This window comes from Providencia sp. M-27 (assembly GCF_011077905.1).
GTDB classification, from domain to species: Bacteria; Pseudomonadota; Gammaproteobacteria; order Enterobacterales; family Enterobacteriaceae; genus Providencia; species Providencia huaxiensis.
This window is the reverse complement of the sequence record NZ_JAALBT010000009.1, coordinates 160,851-184,908: the sequence shown is the minus strand read 5'-3', so window position 1 is coordinate 184,908 and position 24,058 is coordinate 160,851. Positions and strand designations below refer to the sequence as shown.

The following is a 24,058-nucleotide window of genomic DNA, read 5'->3' as shown; positions in this document are numbered from 1 at the left end:
AGCGAATTCCCTTAACTAAGACAATAAAAATGGAAAACAAATAATGAAGAACAATAGGGGGGTAGGTTCACTACCCCAATGTGCTAAAGGTTTACAGCTGGTCATCCGTCGGTGGAATCGGTTTTGACATGACTGTTTTTGCTGGCTGATTAGCCCCTTTAGCTGCCATAAAACCGTTGATAAGGTCTTGAACTTCTGGGTTTTTCAATAATGCGGCAATATCAATTTTTTTGTCTTCTTTGCTACGATTTATGAGCTTCTCGACATTTTCTTTTGCGAAACTGCTTTTATCCATAAAGCCATCAACCGCTTTACCGAGGCTTAGTGCTTTAGAGAAGGTGTTGAAGAAGCTGCCGTCGCCGCCCACAATTTCAATATTGGTTTTGCTAAGAGCTGCAGCCAATACATCAGCTTGCTCGCGGGCAATTTCTTTATTTGCGTCGATAGAGGCCATGGATTGTTCGAACTCTTTCTCAAGGCGCATACGAAACTCTTCATGTGAACGTGCAGTATCGCTGAGGTGATCCATTGATTTAAATTTGTCGGTTAAACCATCGGCTTCAGCTTTCAAGCGTTGGCGGATAACTTCTGCTTGCGCTGAACCTAATTGTCCTTCACCTCGAGCTTGTGCTGCCAGTTTTTCTTCCAGTACTTTCGCGTCAGCTAAGCCTAGTTTTTCTTTAGCATTTGCTTGTTGTTCTTCACCACGAGCTTGGGCTGCTAATTTCTCTTCAAGGATTTTTGCTTCAGCAAACCCTTGTTGTTGCTCTGCTTTAGCTTTAGCTTCCATAACCTGGGCTTCCGTTAAGCCTTTTTCTTTCAGCCCACGTGCTTCTGCTAACAGTTTCTCAGCCGTAATATTGGCAAGAACAAGACCTTCTTTTTCTTCTGCCTCTGCAGTTGCTTGGCGAACTCGAGCTTCTGCTAAACCTAATGCCGCGTGTTCGGCTTCAACCCCTTCAGCTAAGCGCTTTTTGGCTTCAGCTTGCTTTGCCGATGCTTCGAGTTCTGCTTGTGCCATGGTGCTTATTTCTTCTGCACGGTGTTTAGCACTGGCTTCATCAGCTTCGGCTTTTTTCACTTGGCGAACTAGCGACTCTTCTGCTTCTGCCTGTGCGTTAATCACGGTGACTTGGCGCATGCGTTCAGCTTCAGAGACTTCACGAACTTCTTTGATGCGTTCTTCTTCTTGTGCCACGGTTTTTTCAACGGCTACACGCTCACGTATAACATTGGAGATATTTTTGCGTTCTTCTTCGAGTGCTTTTTCTTTTTCTATACGTTGTAATTCAACTTCTCTTTCACGGGCAACAATTTCGAGCTCACGTGCGCGGCTCACGCGTTCTTCTTCGATGGCGACTGCACGAGTACGGTTTTGTTGAGCAACTTCAACTTCGCGCATGCGGTTTTCTTCACGGATTTCAATTTCTTGCTGGGTTTGAATACGCGCTTGCTCTGCTTTAAGGCGCTCTTCTTCTTGAACACGTAAGGTTTCAGCTTGTTCACGTGCACGAATATTATCAATTTCACGTTTTTGGCGAGCTTCGGCATCGGCTTGTTGGCGCTCTAAGGCTAAACTTGCTTCGCGGGTTTCAACGTTTTTCTTTTGAATTGCGAGCTCTTGATCACGCTCTTTTTGGTTGGTCTCAATATTGTGGATCGCGGTGATTTCAGTAATTTTACGAATACCTTCGGAGTCAAAGATATTGTTTGGGTCTAAGGCTGATTTTGGTGTTTGTTCTAGGTAATCAATCGCCACATCTTCAAGTGCATAGCCGTTAAGGTCTTTTCCTATCACATCAACAATGCGATCACGGAAGTCTTGTCGGTTTTCAAATAAAGTGGCTAAATCCAGTTGCTTACCGACTGTTTTTAAGGCTTCAGAGAATTTTGCACTGAATAATGTACTGACCGCTTGATGGTCTGATGCACGGTCAACACCGATAGCTTTTGCAACTTTCAGCACATCTTCTGTCGTTTCATTCACTCGCAAATAGAAAGCAACAGTGATATCAGCACGTAAGTTATCATGACAAATCAAGCCATCTTTACCGCGGCGATCAACTTCAAGTGTTAGCAAAGAGATACGCATGAATTCTTTTTTGTAGATGACAGGGTAAACTAATGCCCCTGTAAAATGCACTTTAGGCTGTGATGACATGTCATTGACAATCAAAGCAGTACCTTGTGGAACTTTGATATAGAAGGCTTTGAATAACCCAAAGAACCCTAAAATAACTAGGATGATCCCCCCGATAATTGTTAAAAAGGGCATTAGTGCAGCCAAGTCCATATTAATTCTCCATTGGTTCTGACGATGACGTCATTTCGATTATGCAAGCAAGATATTTATTTTAAAAAGCGAAGTTATCCGTGGCGAAACTCATTTTCACTGACAACTTGGTAACTGTGCGATGCTGCGTCATAGCTAATAATAACAACACGATCACCGCGTTTTAACTGTTCGGAGGATGGGGCGCGTATTTGTAAAATTAACCCGGCTCCGCCATCTTCTAATAGCGCTTCGCCATTTTGTTCACTCACCGTTCCTGAACGTACTGTGGCGTATTTACCGATAAGTTGTTGTACTGTTTTGGGTTTATTAAGGCTCACCAATTTTTTGCGCACAGGTTTTAAGCACAAAGCGGTTAAATGAAGAGAGATAAATAGGGTGATCGCAAAAACGGCGAAGCTGACGAGATAACGTAATAAATCAGTATCAATGAAGCGAATAAAGATATGTACGCTGAAATAACTGATTATCCAACCAAAAAGAGTAAATAACGTGACAATAATGGTGACAGGGATCCCTGCTAAGCCAAGCTTGGTTAGCCAACCCGCGAAACCTGTTGCATCAATGCCAGCATCAAATTCGGTATCAAGATTAAATACGTCGATATCCAATAAGCCAAAAGCGGCACATAACCAATAAAATAGAACAATGATTAGCAAACCACTAAAGATAATTGTCGGGAACATCAAACTGTTATGGAAAAACAAACTCATAGGGTTTTCTCTTTATTATTAATGCATTATTGAGCTTACGTGAAAAGGAACGTTTGTTTAATTTATCACCATAAAATTATTTAGCTTAATAATATATTTTTTAATTAATAGCAGTATCAGACTAGTCTATAAGCACTTTTAATTTTTTGAAGTCTCTTATAGTACTGGTTGTTTATCCAGCTTTATTTGGTGAAGTTATTCCTAAAGTCTTATCGATAATAGTAAGACATTAATGAGATAGGATTTTACCATTAATAATCAAGTTGATGATAATCATTCTCAACTATAATAAGCGTGTTTAAAGTACAAAATGGGGGGGATTAATAAGATTAAAGTGATAAATTCGCGCTTCATGGATGAAAACTATTATGAAGCGCAAAAAAGTAAGATTAGTCTATCAAGTTCAGGAATGCCGCACCTCGTGCGCCTCCAGAGTCACCATAACGTGCTTTTTCGATTGCAGGTAATGTTGCTATACCATATAGGTATTGTGGAAGTACTTCTGGTAGTTGTTTATAGATCTCTTCAAACTGTGATAACCCTCCACCAATAACCACTAAGTCGGGGTCAAAAACAGTGACAATTTGCCCCATAAACATCGCAAGTAATGACATATAGCGGTTAACATGCTCTTTTGCTTGAATATCACCTTGTTTATATAGCTCAATAATTTCGATAGCCGAACGTTTTTCATTGTTGAATGAAGAATAAATACGCTCAAAGCCCGGGCCGGATAGATAGGTTTCAAAGCAAGCTGTTTGGCCACAGCCACAAGTTATTTCAGGAACTTTTTCCCCTAATAGCTTGGTTCCACGAACGCTGAGGTTCATGTGGCCTATTTCCCCTGCAATTCCATTTTTACCGGATAAAACTTTACCATTTATAATGAACCCACCGCCCACACCAGTCCCTAAAATTAAGCCAAGAACGGTAGGGTAGCGTTTGAAATCAGGGTCCCAAGCTTCTGATAATGCAAAGCAATTTGCATCATTTTCTACTTTTACTGGGCGCTGTAATATATTAGCAAGATCATGAATTAAAGGTTTGTATTGTGCAGTAGGGACATTGGTTGTAAATACGGTTCCTTCAACGTGGTTTACGATACCCGGAACGCCAACACCCACTTTTCCTTGGCAGTTAAATTTTTCATCTGCTTCTCGTGTGAGCTCAAGAAATGTATTTAAGAGCGTTTGGTAGTCATCTTTGGGTGTAGGAACACGCTTTTGCCAGACCTGATTTAATTCGTTATCAAAGACGGCAAGTTCAATTTTTGTCCCGCCCATGTCAAAGCCGTAATACATTTTCATCATCCTTTAGTTATTTATGTATCATGTATCTATATGATAAATAATAAATGAAAGTGCTAATTAACCTGATTATACAAAAGTTATTTGATGAAAGAATTATTGATTTAATATTTATTTTTATATTCACATGAGGTTAGCTTCAGGGTGCTGACAAACAGACAATGTTTGGGAAAAAGCCAAATAGGTTATTGATTTTCGTCTGATAAAACAAAGTGAGAAAATTACGTGTTTATCTCGCTTTATCAATCAAAGTTAGCAGATACCAGCTAACCTTGATTGATAAATAAAGCGTTATTTTTGGTTGTTTAGTGGGTTGTACTTTTTTAAGATAAAATTATGCAATTCCATCGCAATAATTTGATGGACTTCCTGAGTAGGATGAACATCATCGATAAAAACATAATGAGGGTCGATTTCTAATGGTGCGGTATTGTCTTGGCGAATATAACCATCAGTAAAAGCGTCTTCTATATTATATGCTCCCGGTGAGTTTTTATTTATGTCGCCAACTACATTCGTTATATTTTTCATTACGTTATTAACATTAAAGTAATTAATGTTGATATTTTTGTTTAATTTCAATAGGTTAATTATAGTCTGAAGCTTGTTGTTATGTTCGATGCTGAGATTTTGTATTTTTTGTTGTTTTTTCGGTGAACTGGTTTTTATTGCAGGGGTTTGGGATAGATCAGGAAGCCCCATCACTAGAATATTTTTCGCACCATTTTTGATCATTTTTTTGATTGTTTTTTCTTGACTAGAGATAACAACATCGACATTTTCTTTCGAATAGGTCATATAGTCATTGGCACCAATAAAAATAATACCTAAACTTTTGTCATCAAACTTAAGGTGTCTTGCTTGTTTTTCGATATTTGAAAGTATGGCAAATTGAGGGTGAAGTGTGGATTTAAAATAAGTTGCACAAGTTGAGCCACCTTCCGACTTATTCGTGAGTGTAACTTTACCTTTACTGGAATGGCTTTGCATCGTATTAGGCATGGTGAGAAACTCAGGCCATGTGAAACCATTAGTGAACCGTCCATTATAGTATTGGTTAGCATTAGTGAGTAATCCACACGACTTTTTATGCATCCTTCCTTCAGAGTCAGATAAGCTGTCACCAATAACTGTGACACTATCAAAATAGGTTATCGGTTCTTTTTTCCCTATATTAAATTTATTTGAATACGCAGTAGCTAATTGGAATTGATTTCCAGGAATTCTTTTTTCTGTATGTTTGCCCCAAAGTGACCCATCTACATCATCATCGACGGGGGTGTCCGTCGAAGGCATACTTTTAGCTCTGTCGCTATAAAGTTGTACAGATATGCTGCCACCGATACTATTCTGTAGCGGAACATTTCTAGTCGATACTATTTTTTCCGAGGCTAGATTGGTATTGGGTACTGTTGAATTAGGTCTGTGTGTAGTTGCATACAGAGTTGTATTGGATATTAATGTCATAGGAGTCCTTATTGATTGGGATACTTCTCGATAAAACTACCAATCAACAGACAAACACAGTATCAAATAAAGATTATTTATCTATAATGATATGACTAATAATTAATAAATTAATGCATATAAAACAATCGCTTGTTTACTAATTATTATTATTATCGACAAAGTTATTGCATCGTTTTTTAAAAAAATGTATTGTTATATTATAACATTGCATTTAGGTGGTTATTATGAAACAGGGGATCCATCCACAATACCGTACCGTGGTTTTTCATGACACAAGTGCAGATGCCTATTTCAAAGTAGGCTCAACAATAAAAACTGAAAAAACAATCGAGTATGAGGGTGAAATATTTCCGTATGTCACGCTTGATGTCTCTTCTCAGTCACATCCGTTTTATACCGGTAAACAGAAAATGATTTCTCAGGAAGGCAAAACGGCACAGTTCCAGAAGCGTTTTGGTCGTTTTTTACAGTTAGAGGGTAAATGAAGATGAAAGTACTGAGTTCATTAAAAACGGCAAAAAACCGTCATCCAGATTGCCAAATTGTTCGCCGTCGTGGCCGGGTGTATGTGATATGCAAAACAAACCCGCGTTTTAAAGCAGTGCAAGGCTGTAAGAAAAAACGCTAATTATTGAATTTAAACATAATTATAAAATTTCCTGTATCGCTTTATATTTTATTTGCTTAGCCATTGCAGATTATTGCTCTCTGCCGTGGCTTTTTTTTATTTGTTTTTTTGTCCACTGATCCCCTCGATCATTAGCATGATTACTAATCTTCTTATTATTAGTGATGAAATTCACTTGCACATGGATGCATATTTTGTCAGGTTTAATACATCCGAAAAATTTCTAGTTTCAATTTTTGTGAATACTGAATGAATGATAACAATGACGGTATTTACTTTGTGGGGTCGAAACTAGAAATTTCTTGGTAAAAATTTAAACGAACAGGGTGAGTGAAAATGAAAAATGTAGGGTTTGTTGGCTGGCGTGGAATGGTCGGCTCAGTATTGATGCAGAGAATGGTCGAAGAACGTGATTTTGATGCGATCCGTCCTGTATTTTTTACCACATCACAACAGGGTGCAGAAGCACCTGTTTACGGTGGCCATCGTGGTGTTTTACAGGATGCCTTTGATATTGATGCACTAAAAGCATTGGACATTATTATTAGCTGCCAAGGCGGCGACTACACGAATGAAGTTTATCCTAAACTTCGTGAGTCTGGCTGGAATGGTTACTGGATTGATGCTGCGTCTTCATTACGTATGAAAGATGATGCGATTATTATTCTTGATCCCGTAAATAACCAACATATCCAAGACGGCTTAAATAAAGGCATTAAGACCTTTGTCGGTGGGAATTGTACGGTAAGTTTAATGTTGATGTCTTTAGGTGGGTTGTTCACTAATAATTTAGTGGAATGGGCATCTGTGGCAACTTATCAAGCGGCATCAGGGGCTGGGGCTCGAAATATGCGTGAGCTTCTGGCACAAATGGGGTCTTTGCACACACAAGTGGCTAAAGAACTCCAAGACCCGGCCTCCGCTATTTTAGATATCGAGAAAAAAGTCACAGATTTCACTCGCAGTGGCACAATGCCAACGGATGCGTTTGGCGTACCATTAGCGGGTAGCCTGATCCCATGGATTGATAAAGCGTTAGAAAATGGCCAAAGCCGCGAAGAGTGGAAGGGCCAAGCAGAAACCAATAAAATTTTAGAAACGGGCAATAATATTATTCCAGTTGATGGGTTATGTGTTCGTGTGGGTGCGCTGCGCTGTCATAGCCAAGCTTTCACATTGAAGCTGAAAAAAGATGTTCCGTTGAGTGAAGTTGAGCAATTGCTTGCCTCACATAATGATTGGGTGAAAGTGGTTCCTAATGACCGCGAAATCACTATGCGTGAGTTAACTCCAGCGGCAGTCACTGGCACGCTTAGCACCCCTGTTGGCCGCTTGCGTAAACTGAATATGGGCCCTGAATACTTATCTGCCTTTACGGTTGGTGACCAATTACTGTGGGGAGCTGCTGAGCCTCTTCGTCGTATGTTACGGATTTTATTATAAGCGCGGCGCAGCGATAAGTCGTATTCGATAAACCTGCATAATTTAATATGCAGGTTTTTTTGTACCTAAATTAGTGACGAGCCGGTTCATTCTGCGGCGGCTGGTGTTCTAACTCTTTTGCCAAGAAGTAGTTCAAGAATGTTCGGATCACGGCAATAATACCGAGTTTAATGAGGCTATCTAAATCTGGGTCAACGGTTGTTGCTAAGATATCAGCGGCTAATTGGAACTCTAACGCAGTGGCTAGCCAATCACCAAAACAATAGCGAGCGGTACGTGCTTTTTGGGTTTTCATCCACACGATCAGGGTCTTGATTAACCCAATCACTACGCAGATAACTGAAATTGCTTCTAAAAGTAATTGAAGTACGTGAACACTCGAGACCAGTAATTCACGTAAAAAAACTAAATCGAACATTAAAACCTCGACTCGATAAGTAAATTGGATTCATATTTGTTAACTATGAGCAAATATTGCCAAAATATCGAGTTTTATTGTGGATCTATCGTCTCAGAAGGTAATTGGCTAATGGATAAAATATTTCGATTGCCATCAATGACCTGAATATTCTTATTGGGTTGATAACATTCACGTAAAGGTGATAAGCAAGCTTGTTGCGAACCTTGTTGTATATTAAGCCAATCACTGATTAGCCAATAATTATTCGCTGTAGAATAAGGTGACTGCAAGTTTACTGGTTTGATGTTTGGTTTACTGGCACTTTCGCTGTACCAAATCAGCAAAGGAATTTCATAGGCTTCTTTTCTTGGGTTGTTAACGCCATGGTGGTAGTGAATATTGTTATCGCTGTCTAGGCGTTGCAACGCATGGTCTGAATAGTACATCAAAGTCGCAGGTTTCCCTTCGAGTTGTTGTATTAGGTTTTCGATAAATTTATCGGTATATGCTACTGAACTGTCGTAGCAATCGTCATCTTCTTGGCCACTGAATGTTTTTAGTTCAGTTTCAGGGAAGCGGTTACAGGCAGGTTCATGGCTGCCATAAGTATGTAACACAATGAGCTTTTTCTTATCAGTGGGGTCATTGATAGCATTATTGAAGTCATCTTGCAGCTCTTCATCGTAGCCGACAAATTCGTTCCAAGCTTTCTTTTGTGACATAGAAGCAATAGCAGAAATAATACTGGTACGTTTATTAGTTTTTCCCTGGTTGCTGACCCAATAGGTTTTAAAGCCTGCATGATTGGCTAATGAAATGATATTGTCCGAATAGTGTGATTTATCCTGCATTTGCTCAAAGCGAATATTAGACAGTGAAATAGGGACTGACAAGATAGTCACCGGTGCAGGGGAATAGGCTTGTTGAAACGCTAATATTTGTGATTTTCGCTGATTTAAATTGGGTGTTGTTTCATATTGATAGCCGTAAAAACCCATATGGTCACGGCGCAATGATTCACCAATGACAAGAACATAGATTTCAGTTTCAGACGCGTTTTTCTGGTAGTTAAAAGCCACTTCTTGTGATGATATTTTTTTTATCCCTCGGTTTTCATATAAATTTTTGACTAAAGCTGCAGCATTATAGAAAGGGGTGCTTAAGAAGTATTTTTCCGTGATCAATAAAGCGCTATCGGGTTTGCTAAGTAATGATGCGTAATAGGCTGGAATGGCTAATAGGTAACCACAAATTAGTGCCATACTTATCGCTGTAATACGACGCTTCATATATTTTGCGCATTGATGGATACAGGCTAAATAAGCTGAAAAAACAAGTAAATAAAAAATAACATAACCAATGTTATAGGAAAGCATTCCAACTGTTTCGCTGCTATTGGTATTGATAAAAGTTTCTGCAATCGAAGAAGAAAAGCGGATATCGTGTTTTTGATAAAAGAAGAATGAAACAGATAAATTGAGAGCCCACAGAAGTGACACAAAAACAGTAAAAATTTTGCCAAGTAAAAACCGATAAATACCGGCACATAACAGTATGATAAGCACCCCTGAAATTATGATGGCAATGTCTGCAATAATGCTGATATCTCCACTAAAAAATACAGGGATGATAGATACCAATAATGCATAAATTGAAATAATAAGTTGGCGAATCATAGTGTTATTTTACGTATTTTTGACCTTAATCAGAGGTTATAGAAGTCATTAAAAAATAATAAGTTAACATCTGGTTAACTTAGGGTGTTATTCGTTTATAACATAAAAAAAGGTAAGATAATCAAAATAGTGGCGTAAAAAACTGTAAAATATCGTGATGTTTAGTCATGACTAGCCCCTCACAACTCGTGAGGGGGAGGTAAAATATTGAGTTAGAAACTTACCGCAATTTTGGCATCAATATTGTTATCGCTATAATTTTTTGATAAAAATTTATTATAATTAATTGATAGCTTAGTATTTTCTTTTATATTGATATCAGTACCGATTTTTAATGCGACACCATGGCGTGATGCAGGAACACTATGTGTTGTAAATGAGCTTGCGGTATCAGTAAAATTCAATTTTATCCCTCTATTTAAATTCCCATATTGGTATTGATAATTAAGCTCACCGTGTAAACCGATATTTGATGTTTTACTCAATTTCCATTGGTTATCAAGGCGTAGCCCAAGGGTAGATAACGTTGTACTGATGCGCTGTTTACGTGCCTGTAGTGATGTGTTGTTGATGTTTTCATTAATAGCATGATTCATTGCGCTGATATAAGTGAGATTGGTGAATGGCTCAATATTTATCCCATTTGAGTTAATTGGATAGGCCAGCTCCATAAAAGCTTGATGTGTGTTGGTATAATAGCTCGCTGAGTGACTTGTGCCATCACTGATTGAGCGTTCGGTATGAATAAGATGTGAAGTGTGACCGAGCCCAGCACGAACCGCGATAGGTTGCCATAAAGCGCTACCATAAATGGCGGCATGGTAGTTGTTACTGTTACCGTGGTCTAGGTCGTTAGATAAGGTGCTTTGACTAAACCCTGCCGCGATACCCAATGTCATTTTTTCATTGATAAAACGTCGATTTGCCCCAAGCAATAGACCATAATTTGATGACTTATACCCAGTGGCATTGTTATCACCAGTCGTTTTATCCCAATCATAGAGCATTTTGACCCATACATTGCCTTTGCTTTCGCTACCCCATGATCCAGACAAGCGAGCTTGTTCAAGTACTGTTTCTTTAATCTGACGGCTATTATTTATTTGATTGGATAATAGGTCAGCGTATATTTGCCCGGTGACATTGCGAAATATCGCTTGAGCTTGTTGTTTTGTTTGGCTTTTTAACGTTTGGTTATAGAGAGCATGGTGCGTAGGAAGCGTTTCAATGGCGTTAGCCACAGCGGTTTGGTTTTGCGTTGCAGCCGCACTGGAAAATGCAGTGTTATTGCGCCCTACCTTAAGTGTAACCTCTTTGGGGGTGTAATTTAGTGTCGTTCCAATAAACTGGTAATTAGGCACAACAGCATCAAATTGGCCATCAATCCCCTTTTGAGCGCTTAATATCGTATATTGTGTATCAAATAACTGGTTGATATCTTGCTTAGAAAGCGGGTTATTTTGATTTTCAAGCGTGACACTGACGGTACCACCCTTTAATAAAGCTGAGCCTTGGCTGATGACTTTATCATTTTTACCTGCTGAATTGATTTCAACCAAATAATGGCTGTTGGGTGCAAAAGTTACGGAATCAATGATGTTAATTGTGCCAATTGAGTGACCGGGTGCAACAACTGCACCTTGGTTAGCGGTTAATTGTCGAATGCTCCCATTGCCCGTCAGTAAACCGTGGTGGTTAATATTCACCGAAGCACCGATTTTTCCGTCATCTAAGACTAATGTTCCTTTCTGGACATCAACTGCGGAATCTAAGTGTTTTTTAAGGGTAACCGTTCCGCCATTTATATGGGATTTTTGCGAGTATTTATTCTCACCCGTTAAGACTAAATGGCCTTGGTTTACTGTAAAGCCTGCGAAGGTATTGTTGCCAGATAATACTAATGTCCCTTGGCCTTGTTTCGTTAACTTTCCCGTACCTTGAATATTATTTTTCCATTCATCTAGCTTACCGAAATTGGCAATATCAAAGTCATTAACGTCTTGATAGACGATAAAGTTTTCATATAAATAGGAGGGACCATGATGAGCCGCAGGTAAGTTAATTAACCCCCAATAGCTATTTGGATCATTTTCTTTGATATTCCAACCCGCAATTGATTGGCTTGGATACGCAGTGCTGGCTAAAATATTGTTCCACTGTGTTTTATTCAAGTATGGGAAGCGTAATCGAAGTAAATAACCCGCCGTTTTAGGTATATTTTTAGGCTCGATCATAGATATCTTTTGCGTTTCTTTTTTTCCATAGTAACCAATATGGTCATTGGTTATAGGGTTAGATACGGTTAGACAATTTTGACTGTTATTTGAACATGACGATGAAATATCTGTACGAATATTTTTAGCCGACTCAACAATGAATTTGCTGTTTTTTTCATCGGATAGCAGCTGTGATAATAAATAATAATTACCTACACGAGAAGCGATGGTATCGGTAGCGAAGTGTGCGCCAACAATCACGCGGCTTTCACCGTATTCAATCGCTCGGTTGAACGTTTCACTGCCTTTTTCGGGGAAAATCATCGCCAATACTGCTGCTTGCTTAAAACCATTCCACGTATGGCCGCTAGGGTAAGATGAGCCCTGTATATGTGAATAACCTGCAATATAATGACCTTCGTCATCCAATACTTGGTAAGGACGACCACGCTTAAAATGGTCTTTTAGAATAAAATCAATCGACCTAGTACGTTGTTTTTTTTCATCATAAGCACGAGTGCTTGTATCATGTAACGAACGGATTTCTTTATATTGTTTATGGTCTTTTATATTAATATCCTGTTCGCCAAACAGTATCGTTTGATAACTGTTAAATAAATAATCTGAGCTTTGGGATTTATCTGCGTGTGCTAAATTTTTTCTTTCACCTGTGATATTGATGTATTCATTGCTAATAAGCCTATCTTGCTCAGCAACTTCGCTGCCTTCTTTAGGGGTATTATTAATAACATTGTGTTTTATATCCTCAAGCCATGTATTTCTTGTATCGATAATGTTTTTCTCTAATTCTAAAATATGATTTTTTGCTATTAGAGTATTTGTGAATATGAATGGTAATAAAGTTATTGATACTGATATAAAGGTTTTTCTCATTGTAATCCCGCCGATGCTATTGGTGAAAATTTCATTTGGCGGAGTTTATTTATAATATATTTATCTTTTATGACAGTTTTAAAAATAAAAAATCGTTATTAATTAAAGTGATAAGCTTTATTTTAAATTGTTTTATTTTTTATAATGTGGTTTTCTATTGACGGGTTTTATTTTTTTATTTTTTTACTACTGGTTTGATTAAATGGTGAAAGTAAAATAATAACTATAAAAAAATAATTATAAAAAAATAACCCCAAACTTTCGTATGGGGTTATTAAATATTATTCAGTTAGCTGAATAATTAAATATCAATATTCGCTGCTTTTAGGGCATTTTCTTCGATAAATGCACGACGTGGCTCAACAGCATCACCCATTAATGTGGTGAATAGTAAGTCGGTTGCGATCGCATCTTTCACTGTTACACGCATCATACGGCGCGTCTCAGGGTTCATGGTAGTTTCCCAAAGTTGTTCTGGGTTCATTTCACCAAGACCTTTATAACGCTGTACGTATAGGCCGCGACGTGACTCACGCGTTAACCAAGTCAAAGCTTCTTCAAAGTTATCGATATCTTGACGACGCTCACCACGCTTGATGTAAGCACCTTCTTCAATTAAGCCACTGATTAAGTCACCTAAATGAGTAATGCGACGGTACTCACTGCCATGAACAAAGTCAAAATCGAGATTGTAGTCGGTATCAACACCATGGGTGCGAATACGGATAGTTGGCTCGAATAATTGACGCTCACGGTTTTCGTTAACGGTATAGCTGTAAGTGCTACCGAATTGCTCGTTATCTTCTAAGCGTTTAACCAGTGTTTTTGCCCACTCTTCTACTTTCTCGCTGGCTTTTAAGTCATCTTCAGTTAAGGTTGACTGATAAACCAAGCTGTTAAGTAGAGCTTGAGGGTAAAGGCGCTCGAGGCGACGAATAATACGGTGTGCAGCATTATATTCGACAACCAGTTTTTCGAGTTCTTCGCCTTTCATGGCTGGGGCTTCGGCACTTAAATGCAGTTCCGCGCCATCAAGAGCGATAGAAATCAGGTAATCGTCCATTGCATCGTCATCTTTAATATATTGCTCTTGTTTACCACGTTTCACTTTATACAGTGGTGGTTGAGCGATAAAGATATGACCACGTTCAACGATTTCAGGCATTTGGCGGTAGAAGAAGGTCAATAGTAGTGTACGAATGTGCGAACCATCGACGTCCGCATCCGTCATGATAATGATGCTATGATAACGCAGTTTGTCTGGGTTATATTCATCACGACCAATACCACAGCCTAATGCGGTGATCAGGGTTGCCACTTCTTGTGAAGATAGCATTTTATCAAAACGCGCTTTTTCTACGTTTAGAATTTTACCTTTCAGTGGCAAAATTGCTTGGTTCTTACGGTTACGGCCCTGTTTTGCAGAGCCACCCGCGGAGTCCCCTTCCACAAGGTACAGTTCAGATAGCGCAGGGTCGCGTTCTTGGCAGTCAGCCAATTTACCCGGTAAGCCAGCTAAGTCTAACGCGCCTTTACGACGTGTCATTTCACGGGCTTTACGTGCAGCTTCGCGTGCGCGTGCAGCATCAATGATTTTACCGACAACGATTTTTGCGTCGTTCGGGTTTTCCAGTAAATATTCAACTAATTTCTCATTCATGATTGTTTCAACCGCTGTTTTCACTTCGGAAGAGACCAATTTTTCTTTGGTTTGTGATGAGAATTTAGGATCTGGAACTTTTACTGAAATAACCGCAATCAGGCCTTCACGTGCATCGTCACCGGTTGCGTTGACTTTGCTTTTCTTCTGATAGCCTTCTTTTTCCATGTAGTTATTCAATGTACGCGTCATTGCTGCACGGAAACCAGCGAGGTGAGTCCCCCCATCGCGCTGAGGAATGTTATTGGTGAAGCAGTATACGTTTTCTTGGAAACCATCATTCCACTGCATTGAAACTTCAACGCCAATACCGTCTTTTTCAGTTGAAAAATAAAAGACAGAAGGGTGGATAGGGGTTTTGTTACGGCTTAAATACTCAACAAAGGCTTTAATGCCGCCTTCATAATGGAAATGGTCTTCTTTGCCATCACGTTTATCAATGAGCTTGATAGAAACACCGGAGTTTAAGAATGATAACTCACGTAAGCGTTTTGCTAAGACGTCATATTCAAATTCAGTGACACCTTTAAAAGTGTCCATACTTGGCCAAAAACGAACGCGGGTTCCTGTTTGGTCGGTTTCGCCGACAACAGTCAGAGGCCCTTGAGGCTCACCATGTTTGTAGATTTGCTCATGAACTTTGCCATCGCGACGGATAACTAATTCTAATTTTTCAGATAAGGCGTTAACAACGGAAACCCCAACACCGTGCAAACCACCGGAGACTTTATAGGAGTTGTCATCAAATTTACCCCCTGCGTGCAGAACGGTCATGATAACCTCTGCGGCAGAGACGCCTTCTTCTTCGTGGATACCAGTAGGGATACCACGTCCATCATCCTGTACGGAGATAGAGTTATCGGCATGGATAGTGATCACGATATCATCACAAAAGCCTGCGAGGGCTTCGTCGATAGCGTTGTCGACAACCTCGAAAACCATGTGATGAAGACCTGTTCCATCGTCTGTATCACCGATATACATGCCCGGGCGCTTACGCACCGCATCCAGTCCTTTTAATACCTTGATACTTGAGGAGTCATATGTATTCGACATCAACGTTTCCTGCTCTTTCTATTCCTGAGGTTGAACTTCTATTTTGCCATGTTCTACACTAAACATCTTGCTATTTGCATCTATCATATCATTAACTTGCTCAGATGTAATGGCACTGACAAACACTTGTGCTTGTGTAGCTTTGAGACGGGTTGCCAGTAATTGGCGACGGCCGGCATCAAGTTCAGAAGCAAAATCATCCAGTAGATACAGGCATTGTTGCCCGCTCTGACGGGTGAAAAACTCACCCTGCGCTAACCGTAATGCACACATAAGCAGCTTCAATTGACCCCGCGAAAGCATATCTTCAACAGGGGTTCCATTTGCTCGAATACGCAAATCCGCTTTATGTGGCCCTGAAGCGGTATAGGTTAGTGCTCTATCACGCTCAAATTGGCGCTCTAATTGTTCTGAATAATCAATTTCTTTATCCCAACCACGTTGGAAGGATACCGAGAGTGAAAATTCGGGTAAAAATTGTTGGCAAGTTTGCTCAATATTTTCAGCAATACCTGCAATATAGTCATGGCGCCATTGGCTTATTTGCTCGGAAAGCGGTGCCAGTTGTGTGTCCCAATGACGAATTTGCTCATAACGAGTGACTTGCCGTAAAGCGGCATTGCGTTGCTTTAATAACCGTTTTAAATCTGACCACACTGAAAAAAACAGCGGGTCATTGTGAAAACAACCCCAATCAATAAAAGCACGTCGATATTTAGGGCCGCCATTTAGCAAGGTAAACCCTTCTGGGGTAATCAGTTGCATTGGCAATAATTTTGCTAGTTCTGCAATTTTATGGCCATCAGTGCCGTCTATTCGGACTTTACTATCACCATCGCGGTTTTTGCTTAAACCTAATGAAAGGTCGTTTCGCTGTTCATCTAAATGGCTCAGTTTACCATGAAGAATAAATTGTTCTTGCTCATGGCGAATAACTCGGTTCGCTTGAATGCTGCGAAAGGCACGGCCATGACCGAGTGTATATATGGCTTCCAGTATACTGGTTTTACCGCTCCCATTGGGGCCAATTAAAAAATTGAACCCATTAGCAAGGGAGAGATCCGCGTTTTCAATATTTCGAAAATCACGGATCAATAAACGCGAAAGGATCATAAATACCGATTACAAACGCATTGGCATGACAACATACACCGCTGCTTTACTATCAGCGTCTTCAATCTGCACACTGGAAACAGCGTCGGTTAACAGAAGTTGCACGTTTTCACTTTTTAGCGCATTTAAGACATCTAAGATGTAGCTGACGTTAAAGCCAATTTCCATCTCAGTACCTTGGTAGCTTACATCAACAATTTCTTCGGCTTCTTCTTGTTCTGGGTTATTAGCCGTAATGCGCAATTGGTTTTCACTGAAATACAAGCGCACACCGCGGAATTTCTCATTCGATAAAATAGCCGCGCGAGAAAAAGCTTGTTTGAGTAAATCACAGCGAGCTTCTAAGGTTTTGTCTGGGTTTTTGGGTAATACGCGACGGTAATCAGGGAAACGGCCATCAACCAATTTAGAGGTAAAGATAAAATCCCCAACGTGAGCGCGAATATTATTACTACCAATTTGCAGTTGTAGAGGGGTATCACCGCCATCTAACAAACGCATTAGCTCAATAACCCCTTTACGAGGCACTATCACTGAGTGAGAGGGTAGCGATTGACCAATATCCATCGAACAGACTGCTAGCCTGTGTCCATCGGTTGAAACGGTTCTGAGCATTTGGTCTTCGGTTTCAAATAGCATGCCGTTGAGGTAATAACGGACATCTTGGTGCGCCATTGAAAACTGAGTAGCTTCAATTAAACGTTTCAGTATTGATTGCGGAAGAGAAAATTCCACTTCGCTTTGCCAATCATCCAGGTTTGGAAAATCAGCAGCGGGTAAAGTGGATAATGAGAAGCGGCTACGCCCAGAGCGGACGAGCAGTCTGTCATCATTCAGCTCTACATGAATTTCAGAACCTTCAGGTAACCCACGCCAGATATCAAAAAACTTGCGTGCGGGCACGGTGGTTGCGCCAATTTCATGCTCCCCTGTTAGGGCAACATTGGCCATCATCTCCATTTCAAGGTCGGTTCCAGTGAGTTGGAGGGTGCCTTCTTTTACCTGTAATAAAAGGTTACCTAAAATAGGCAGAGTTGGACGCCCACCTAAAGGACCACTAACCTGTTGTAACGGTTTTAATAACTGCTCGCGTTCTATTGTAAATTTCATAGCAATTAAGATGATAATGTTCTGATTAAATTAGAAAAATCTTCTTTGATGTCATGGCTTTCTTCCCGTAATTGTTCAATTTTACGACAAGCATGTAACACCGTGGTATGGTCACGGCCGCCAAAGGCATCCCCGATTTCAGGTAAACTATGGTTAGTCAGCTCTTTTGCTAGTGCCATTGCCATTTGACGCGGACGTGCGACAGAACGAGAACGGCGCTTAGACAGTAAATCTGCTACCTTAATTTTATAATATTCAGCAACTGTTTTTTGAATATTATCAATAGTTACCAGCTTTTCTTGTAGTGCTAATAAGTCACGCAGTGCTTCTCTGACAAAATCGATAGTAATCGCCCGGCCAGTAAAGTTAGCGTTGGCAATCACGCGGTTTAACGCCCCTTCTAGCTCACGAACGTTCGAGCGAAGGCGTTTGGCGATGAAAAAGGCCACTTCACCCGGAAGTTGAATCTCATTTTCATCTGCTTTTTTCATTAAAATCGCGACTCGAGTTTCTAGCTCTGGTGGTTCGATTGCGACGGTTAGGCCCCAGCCAAAACGCGATTTTAAGCGATCTTCCACACCGTTAATTTCTTTTGGATAACGGTCGGAGGTCAAAATAATTTGTTGATTACCTTCAAGTAGCGCATTAAAAGTATGGAAAAACTCTTCTTGTGAGCGCTCTTTGTTAGCAAAAAACTGGATATCGTCAATAAGCAGTGCATCAACAGAACGATAATAACGTTTAAATTCTTCAATGGCATTGTTCTGTAAAGCTTTGACCATATCTTGAACAAAACGTTCTGAGTGCATATAAACCACGCGAGCGTTGGCTTTATGCTGCATAATACTATTGCCGACAGCATGTAATAAGTGGGTTTTACCTAAACCTGTCCCACCATAAAGAAATAATGGGTTGTAGGCACCACCTGGGTTTTCTGCCACCTGCCTCGCTGCAGCGCGAGCCAATTGGTTCGATTTACCTTCAACAAAGTTATCAAAAGTGTGCTTAGGGTTTACATTAGAACGATAAGCAACATCAGGCTGTACTTTGGCTGAATTGTCCCAACTCGGTTTCATTGGGGCTGACGGAACGGCAAATGCAGGTACTTGTTGAGCTGTACGTGCTTGTGCTGCTGCCGGTGCGACTGTAATCGGTTTATTGCCTACCTCAAAGTGTAGTGCAGGCGCGTCAGTTCCACAAAAGTCATTCAATAATTCATTGATATTATTGATGTACTTGTCTCTAACCCAGTCGAGAACGAAACGATTTGGGGCATAAAGTGCCAGTGTATTGTCGTTTAATTCAGCTTGAAGAGGGCGTATCCACATACTGAATTCTGTGGCAGGTAGTTCATCCTGCAATCGGGCAAGACATTGCTGCCAAAGCGAAAGTGACACGTTGGACTCCCCTAAACAAGGTCAATGGAACAAGAAGTACGGATGTAAACAAAGAATTTTCTCGGGCTTACGTTTAATCGCAATGACCCAAAAATGTTTTAGGTTAACTCTTACTTACTGCATATCGCTGATCGATGGATCAGAAATAGACCTGCGATCATACCGCAAAATTAGTCAGAGATCTCCATTCTTTTACACAGTTTTTATGCTTTTTATCCACAGGTAAATGTGATAAGGAACCTCTTATAAAGAAGAAATAGACTGGGCTACCTTAATTTACTGCCATTTTTCCACATGCTGGGGATAACTTTAGACGATTTACTGGAAATATTCTGTATGATCAAAAAATATTTTTAGATCTCTTGAAGATCCTTGCGCTTTGGGGCGGAGTCCGTATAATCTTCCTCCCTGTGTACAGTACAGATGTGATTTTTACACGAAACTGAGGTAAACTTGTTGGGTCATATCGCTCTATTTTAACGTTAATGTTAGGCGGGGCGGGGCAAAAAGCAGGTTTTCAGTCAGTATACGAATGTAATCATTCGTCGGCTGTCACAACATATGTCGGCAAACCGGTCAGCCAGGCTATAAATAAAAGTGGTTTGATTGCGTCATTTCATTGACGTGACCCCCTATGTTTTATTACAATCCTGCCTCTTTCTATATTGTTGCGATAGAGGCACAGGTGTAAATCAGTTTTCACTGGTTGCCAACGCGTTTACTGAATCAGTAATAAATTTTAAAGTTAGGTAGAAATCGTTATGAAACGCACTTTTCAACCGTCCGTACTGAAACGCAACCGTTCACACGGTTTCCGCGCTCGTATGGCTACTAAAAATGGTCGTCAAGTTCTGGCTCGCCGTCGTGCGAAAGGCCGCTCTAGTCTGACCGTTTCATCTAAGTAATAAAGCTAGCCCTCTATTCAAGTGGTTACGCTCGCTTTTACCCGGGAGTTACGTTTGTTAACTCCCAGGCATTTCGATAATGTCTTTAAGCAGCCGCAGAGGGCGAGTTCCCCAGAGATAACAATCCTTGGTCGCCTAAACGAGCTGGGGCATCCCCGCATCGGTCTTACCATCGCTAAAAAAAATGTTAAACGAGCTCATGAGCGAAATCGTATTAAACGATTAGCGCGTGAATACTTTCGTTTACATCAACACGACTTGCCTCCAATGGATTTTGTGTTATTGGTAAGGAGAGGGGTCGCCAATCTTGACAATCAACAGATCACGGAAGCATTGGATAAGTTATGGCGTCGTCATCGTCGCTTGGCTCAAAAATCCTGATCATGCTGATCAGAGGCTACCAACTGGCTATTAGCCCGTTGTTAGGGCCTCGTTGTCGCTTCAATCCTACTTGTTCAAATTACGGAATTGAGGCATTGCGCAGGTTTGGTATGCTAAAAGGGAGTTGGTTAACGGCGAAACGCGTATTAAAATGCCACCCTTTACACGCTGGTGGAGATGATCCTGTCCCACCTAGAAAAACTGATGATAATAGAGAATTATAACGATGGATTCGCAACGCAATCTTCTACTCATCGCTTTGTTGTTCGTGTCGTTCTTAGTTTGGCAGGCCTGGGAGAGCGATAAAGTTGCTCAGGACGTTAAAACTGTTCAAACTTCGCAACAAGCGGATATGCCAAGCAGTGATGCTCAAGCCGTAACTGGCAGTGGGCAAGGTAAGCTCATCACAGTCAAGACTGATGTACTGGATATACGCATCAATACTCGTGGTGGTGATATCGATGAGGCTGACCTGTTAGCCTATCCTGCGACCCTTCATTCGGAAAGCCCTTTCCGTTTACTGGAAACTAATCCAGGCTTTGTCTACCAGGCACAGAGTGGTTTAATTGGTCTTCATGGTCCAGACAACCCAGCAAATAATAATGGCGAACGTCCGCTGTATAGCGCAGATTCTACAACTTTCACATTAGAGAAAGGCCAAGATGTCTTGCGCGTACCAATGACATTTACTGATAACAACGGTGTTGTGTATCAGAAAACGTACATTGTTAAGCGTGGCCAATATACTGTTGAAGTTGAATACAGTATTCAAAACCCAACCGCTCAACCACTGAGTCTCGCTTTCTTCGGTCAGTTAAAACAAACTATCGAGTTACCGAAAGAGCGTGATACAGGCAGCAGCAATTTTGCTCTGCATACCTATCGTGGTGCGGCGTATTCTTCTGATGAAAACAACTATAAAAAATATAGCTTTGGCGACATCGAAGATAAAAACCTCGACTTAACCACCAAAGGTGGCTGGGTGGCAATGTTGCAACAATATTTTGCAACGGCGTGGATCCCGGCAAGTGCAGAAAAGAGCACTTTCTATACCATCGACCTTGATAAAAAATCTGCCATCATTGGTTATAAGAGTGAACCAATGACTATCGCAGCTAACGGTGCAGGTACTTATTCATCAACATTATGGGTTGGTCCTGAAATTCAGTCTGAAATGGCCGCAGTTGCACCACATTTAGACTTAACCGTTGATTATGGTTGGTTATGGTTTATCTCTCAGCCACTGTTCAAACTGTTGAAATTCATTCACGGTTTCGTGGGTAACTGGGGTATTGCCATCATCGTTATCACCTTTATCGTTCGTGGTATTATGTACCCGCTGACTAAAGCACAGTACACCTCGATGGCGAAAATGCGTTTACTGCAACCTAAACTGGCTGCAATGCGTGAGCGTATTGGTGATGACAAACAACGCATGAGCCAAGAAATGATGGCGATGTATAAAGCAGAGAAAGTAAACCCACTGGGTGGTTGTTTACCGCTGCTTATCCAAATGCCTATCTTCCTTGCACTTTACTATATGTTGATGGGTTCTGTTGAACTGCGTCACGCACCATTCTTCGGTTGGATCCAAGACTTGTCTGCACAAGACCCGTACTATATCCTACCGGTATTGATGGGTGTGACCATGTTCGTTATTCAGAAAATGTCACCAACTGCAGTCACTGACCCAATGCAGCAGAAGATTATGACTTACATGCCAGTCGTGTTCACTATCTTCTTCCTGTGGTTCCCATCAGGTCTGGTTCTGTATTATATCGTGAGTAACTTAGTAACCATTATCCAGCAGCAGGTGATTTACCGTGGTCTGGAAAAACGTGGTCTACACAGTCGCGATAAGAAAGAAAAGAAATAAATTGAATTTTAGGTGAGCCTTCTGCTCAGCTATCGATATAATATTAAGGCGGCCATTTAATGACCGCCTTAATTTTTTATAGGAATGACAGAGAAACATCATGCAAATCAACGATACTATCGTCGCACAGGCAACACCTCCCGGTCGTGGTGGTGTCGGTATTTTACGTGTATCTGGCCCGAAAGCGGCACAAGTTGCTGAAATCGTGCTGGGAAAACTCCCTAAACCGCGCTATGCGGACTACTTGCCATTTCGTGATGTGGACGGTGCTGTTCTTGACCAAGGTATTGCACTTTACTTCCCTGGACCAAATTCATTTACGGGTGAGGATGTGCTTGAATTACAAGGACATGGCGGCCCAGTTATTCTTGATTTATTGCTAAGAAGAATATTAACGATTACTGGTATTCGCATTGCGAATCCGGGAGAGTTCTCTGAGCGTGCATTTTTAAACGATAAGCTGGATTTAGCCCAAGCAGAGGCGATTGCTGACTTGATTGATGCAAGTTCAGAGCAAGCGGCTCGTTCTGCAATGAACTCCCTACAGGGCGCATTTTCTTCCCATATTCACCAATTGGTGGAAGCACTCACTCACTTGCGAATCTATGTAGAAGCAGCGATTGATTTCCCTGATGAAGAAATTGACTTCCTGTCTGACGGTAAAATTGAAGCAAAACTCAATGAAGTCGTGGCAGATTTAGAACAAGTTCGTTCCCAAGCTCGCCAAGGCAGTTTATTACGTGAAGGAATGAAAGTGGTGATTGCCGGGCGCCCAAATGCAGGTAAATCGAGCTTGTTAAATGCATTGGCGGGTCGCGAAGCTGCGATTGTCACGGATATTGCGGGTACGACGCGTGATGTGTTGCGTGAACATATTCATATTGATGGTATGCCTTTGCATATCATTGATACCGCAGGCCTGCGTGAAGCCAGTGATGAAGTTGAGCGAATTGGTATTGAACGGGCGTGGAAAGAGATTGAACAAGCGGACCACGTGCTGTTTATGGTAGATAGCACCACAACCGATGCAACTGAACCACAAGAGATTTGGCCTGAATTTATGGCGCGTTTACCCGATGAACTTCCGGTCACCGTAATTCGTAACAAAGCGGATATGACGGGTGAACCCGTTGAGTTTATTGATAATACGCGTTATCCGTTAATTCGTTTGTCTGCACGCGAAGAAAAAGGCATCGATTTGCTGCGCGATCACCTAAAAGAAGCCATTGGCTTTAACAGCAATACAGAAGGTGGTTTCTTAGCACGTAGCCGCCATTTACAAGCACTAAATGCAGCCGCCGTTCACCTAGAACAGGGTTATGACCAGTTAGTGAATGCTCGCTCCGGTGAGTTATTAGCAGAAGAATTGCGTTTAGCTCAGCAGGAACTTAGTGAAATTACCGGTGAATTTACCTCTGATGATTTATTAGGCCGTATCTTCTCAAGTTTTTGTATTGGGAAGTGATGACTATTAGCTAGTAAGATAAAAGGTACAGTGGTTAGCCAATGGGTAATAAAAA

19 protein-coding genes are annotated in these 24,058 nt (G+C 40.9%); 8 read left to right on the top strand and 11 right to left on the bottom strand.

The window, feature by feature from the left end:
- Window positions 1-91 precede the first annotated feature (91 nt).
- The 4 genes from G6Q48_RS14485 to G6Q48_RS14470 form a co-directional block, all read right to left on the bottom strand.
- Window positions 92-2,293, bottom strand: coding sequence for a flotillin family protein (locus tag G6Q48_RS14485; RefSeq protein WP_102140062.1), 2,202 nt, complete (start codon window positions 2,291-2,293; stop codon window positions 92-94).
- A 74-nt stretch (window positions 2,294-2,367) separates the two neighbouring features.
- A complete protein-coding gene (locus G6Q48_RS14480) occupies window positions 2,368-3,006 on the bottom strand; it encodes an OB-fold-containig protein (RefSeq protein ID WP_166267192.1) in 639 nt (212 codons plus the stop codon).
- Between the two features lie 389 nt (window positions 3,007-3,395).
- Window positions 3,396-4,307, bottom strand: a complete 912-nt coding sequence (gene nagK / locus G6Q48_RS14475) for an N-acetylglucosamine kinase (protein WP_166267190.1) — start codon at window positions 4,305-4,307, stop codon at window positions 3,396-3,398.
- A 297-nt stretch (window positions 4,308-4,604) separates the two neighbouring features.
- Window positions 4,605-5,780, bottom strand: coding sequence for an SGNH/GDSL hydrolase family protein (locus G6Q48_RS14470; RefSeq protein ID WP_166267188.1), 1,176 nt, complete (start codon window positions 5,778-5,780; stop codon window positions 4,605-4,607).
- Window positions 5,781-6,007: 227 nt separating this feature from the next.
- On the opposite strand from G6Q48_RS14470, the gene G6Q48_RS14465 reads away from it, so the two are divergent.
- From G6Q48_RS14465 to asd, 3 genes are all read left to right on the top strand, one after another.
- The gene (locus tag G6Q48_RS14465) at window positions 6,008-6,268 is read left to right on the top strand and encodes a type B 50S ribosomal protein L31 (RefSeq protein ID WP_166267186.1); all 261 of its coding nucleotides are present in this window, start codon (window positions 6,008-6,010) and stop codon (window positions 6,266-6,268) included.
- Window positions 6,269-6,270: 2 nt separating this feature from the next.
- Complete coding sequence (gene ykgO / locus G6Q48_RS14460) at window positions 6,271-6,411, top strand: type B 50S ribosomal protein L36 (RefSeq protein WP_102140059.1); 141 nt, start codon at window positions 6,271-6,273, stop codon at window positions 6,409-6,411.
- A gap of 336 nt (window positions 6,412-6,747) precedes the next feature.
- Window positions 6,748-7,854 carry an aspartate-semialdehyde dehydrogenase gene (gene asd / locus G6Q48_RS14455; protein WP_166267184.1) on the top strand — a complete coding sequence of 369 codons (1,107 nt, stop codon included), beginning with the start codon at window positions 6,748-6,750 and terminating at the stop codon, window positions 7,852-7,854.
- A 70-nt stretch (window positions 7,855-7,924) separates the two neighbouring features.
- Here the strand turns inward: asd and G6Q48_RS14450 are convergent, their stop codons facing one another.
- The 7 genes from G6Q48_RS14450 to dnaA all read right to left on the bottom strand — a co-directional run bounded on the left by G6Q48_RS14450 (window position 7,925) and on the right by dnaA (window position 19,376).
- A complete protein-coding gene (locus G6Q48_RS14450) occupies window positions 7,925-8,272 on the bottom strand; it encodes a DUF1622 domain-containing protein (RefSeq protein WP_102140057.1) in 348 nt (115 codons plus the stop codon).
- Window positions 8,273-8,346: 74 nt separating this feature from the next.
- Entirely contained in the window at window positions 8,347-9,930 is a 1,584-nt protein-coding gene (locus G6Q48_RS14445) for a phosphoethanolamine transferase (RefSeq protein ID WP_166267182.1), read from the bottom strand.
- Window positions 9,931-10,142: 212 nt separating this feature from the next.
- Entirely contained in the window at window positions 10,143-13,040 is a 2,898-nt protein-coding gene (locus G6Q48_RS14440) for an autotransporter domain-containing protein (protein WP_166267180.1), read from the bottom strand.
- Between the two features lie 301 nt (window positions 13,041-13,341).
- The gene (gene gyrB, locus G6Q48_RS14435; RefSeq protein ID WP_102140054.1) at window positions 13,342-15,756 is read right to left on the bottom strand and encodes a DNA topoisomerase (ATP-hydrolyzing) subunit B; all 2,415 of its coding nucleotides are present in this window, start codon (window positions 15,754-15,756) and stop codon (window positions 13,342-13,344) included.
- Between the two features lie 18 nt (window positions 15,757-15,774).
- The gene (recF, locus tag G6Q48_RS14430; protein WP_166267178.1) at window positions 15,775-16,869 is read right to left on the bottom strand and encodes a DNA replication/repair protein RecF; all 1,095 of its coding nucleotides are present in this window, start codon (window positions 16,867-16,869) and stop codon (window positions 15,775-15,777) included.
- Between the two features lie 9 nt (window positions 16,870-16,878).
- Window positions 16,879-17,979, bottom strand: coding sequence for a DNA polymerase III subunit beta (gene dnaN, locus G6Q48_RS14425; RefSeq protein WP_102140052.1), 1,101 nt, complete (start codon window positions 17,977-17,979; stop codon window positions 16,879-16,881).
- A 5-nt stretch (window positions 17,980-17,984) separates the two neighbouring features.
- On the bottom strand, window positions 17,985-19,376 hold the full coding sequence (dnaA, locus tag G6Q48_RS14420) for a chromosomal replication initiator protein DnaA (RefSeq protein ID WP_102140051.1): 1,392 nt from the start codon (window positions 19,374-19,376) through the stop codon (window positions 17,985-17,987).
- Window positions 19,377-20,137: 761 nt separating this feature from the next.
- Between dnaA and rpmH the strand changes: the two genes are divergently transcribed.
- From rpmH to mnmE, 5 genes are all read left to right on the top strand, one after another.
- Entirely contained in the window at window positions 20,138-20,281 is a 144-nt protein-coding gene (gene rpmH / locus G6Q48_RS14415) for a 50S ribosomal protein L34 (protein ID WP_042846776.1), read from the top strand.
- A 21-nt stretch (window positions 20,282-20,302) separates the two neighbouring features.
- Entirely contained in the window at window positions 20,303-20,662 is a 360-nt protein-coding gene (gene rnpA, locus G6Q48_RS14410) for a ribonuclease P protein component (RefSeq protein ID WP_102140050.1), read from the top strand.
- Entirely contained in the window at window positions 20,626-20,886 is a 261-nt protein-coding gene (yidD, locus tag G6Q48_RS14405) for a membrane protein insertion efficiency factor YidD (RefSeq protein ID WP_102140049.1), read from the top strand. The genes rnpA and yidD overlap by 37 nt, the downstream gene beginning before the upstream one ends.
- Window positions 20,887-20,888: 2 nt before the next feature.
- Window positions 20,889-22,538 (top strand): membrane protein insertase YidC, encoded by a 1,650-nt coding sequence (yidC, locus tag G6Q48_RS14400; RefSeq protein WP_004906225.1) that lies wholly within the window; start codon window positions 20,889-20,891, stop codon window positions 22,536-22,538.
- A gap of 100 nt (window positions 22,539-22,638) precedes the next feature.
- Complete coding sequence (gene mnmE / locus G6Q48_RS14395) at window positions 22,639-24,003, top strand: tRNA uridine-5-carboxymethylaminomethyl(34) synthesis GTPase MnmE (protein WP_102140048.1); 1,365 nt, start codon at window positions 22,639-22,641, stop codon at window positions 24,001-24,003.
- Window positions 24,004-24,058 lie beyond the last annotated feature (55 nt).

Bases quoted from the DNA above. Each gene is read 5' to 3' on its own strand.
- G6Q48_RS14485 (WP_102140062.1), bottom strand. From the start codon at position 2,293: ATGGACTTGGCTGCACTAATGCCCTTTTTAACAATTATCGGGGGGATC.
- G6Q48_RS14480 (WP_166267192.1), bottom strand. From the start codon at position 3,006: ATGAGTTTGTTTTTCCATAACAGTTTGATGTTCCCGACAATTATCTTT.
- nagK (WP_166267190.1), bottom strand. From the start codon at position 4,307: ATGTATTACGGCTTTGACATGGGCGGGACAAAAATTGAACTTGCCGTC.
- G6Q48_RS14470 (WP_166267188.1), bottom strand. From the start codon at position 5,780: ATGACATTAATATCCAATACAACTCTGTATGCAACTACACACAGACCT.
- G6Q48_RS14465 (WP_166267186.1), top strand. From the start codon at position 6,008: ATGAAACAGGGGATCCATCCACAATACCGTACCGTGGTTTTTCATGAC.
- ykgO (WP_102140059.1), top strand. From the start codon at position 6,271: ATGAAAGTACTGAGTTCATTAAAAACGGCAAAAAACCGTCATCCAGAT.
- asd (WP_166267184.1), top strand. From the start codon at position 6,748: ATGAAAAATGTAGGGTTTGTTGGCTGGCGTGGAATGGTCGGCTCAGTA.
- G6Q48_RS14450 (WP_102140057.1), bottom strand. From the start codon at position 8,272: ATGTTCGATTTAGTTTTTTTACGTGAATTACTGGTCTCGAGTGTTCAC.
- G6Q48_RS14445 (WP_166267182.1), bottom strand. From the start codon at position 9,930: ATGATTCGCCAACTTATTATTTCAATTTATGCATTATTGGTATCTATC.
- G6Q48_RS14440 (WP_166267180.1), bottom strand. From the start codon at position 13,040: ATGAGAAAAACCTTTATATCAGTATCAATAACTTTATTACCATTCATA.
- gyrB (WP_102140054.1), bottom strand. From the start codon at position 15,756: ATGTCGAATACATATGACTCCTCAAGTATCAAGGTATTAAAAGGACTG.
- recF (WP_166267178.1), bottom strand. From the start codon at position 16,869: ATGATCCTTTCGCGTTTATTGATCCGTGATTTTCGAAATATTGAAAAC.
- dnaN (WP_102140052.1), bottom strand. From the start codon at position 17,979: ATGAAATTTACAATAGAACGCGAGCAGTTATTAAAACCGTTACAACAG.
- rpmH (WP_042846776.1), top strand. From the start codon at position 20,138: ATGAAACGCACTTTTCAACCGTCCGTACTGAAACGCAACCGTTCACAC.
- yidD (WP_102140049.1), top strand. From the start codon at position 20,626: ATGGCGTCGTCATCGTCGCTTGGCTCAAAAATCCTGATCATGCTGATC.
- yidC (WP_004906225.1), top strand. From the start codon at position 20,889: ATGGATTCGCAACGCAATCTTCTACTCATCGCTTTGTTGTTCGTGTCG.
- mnmE (WP_102140048.1), top strand. From the start codon at position 22,639: ATGCAAATCAACGATACTATCGTCGCACAGGCAACACCTCCCGGTCGT.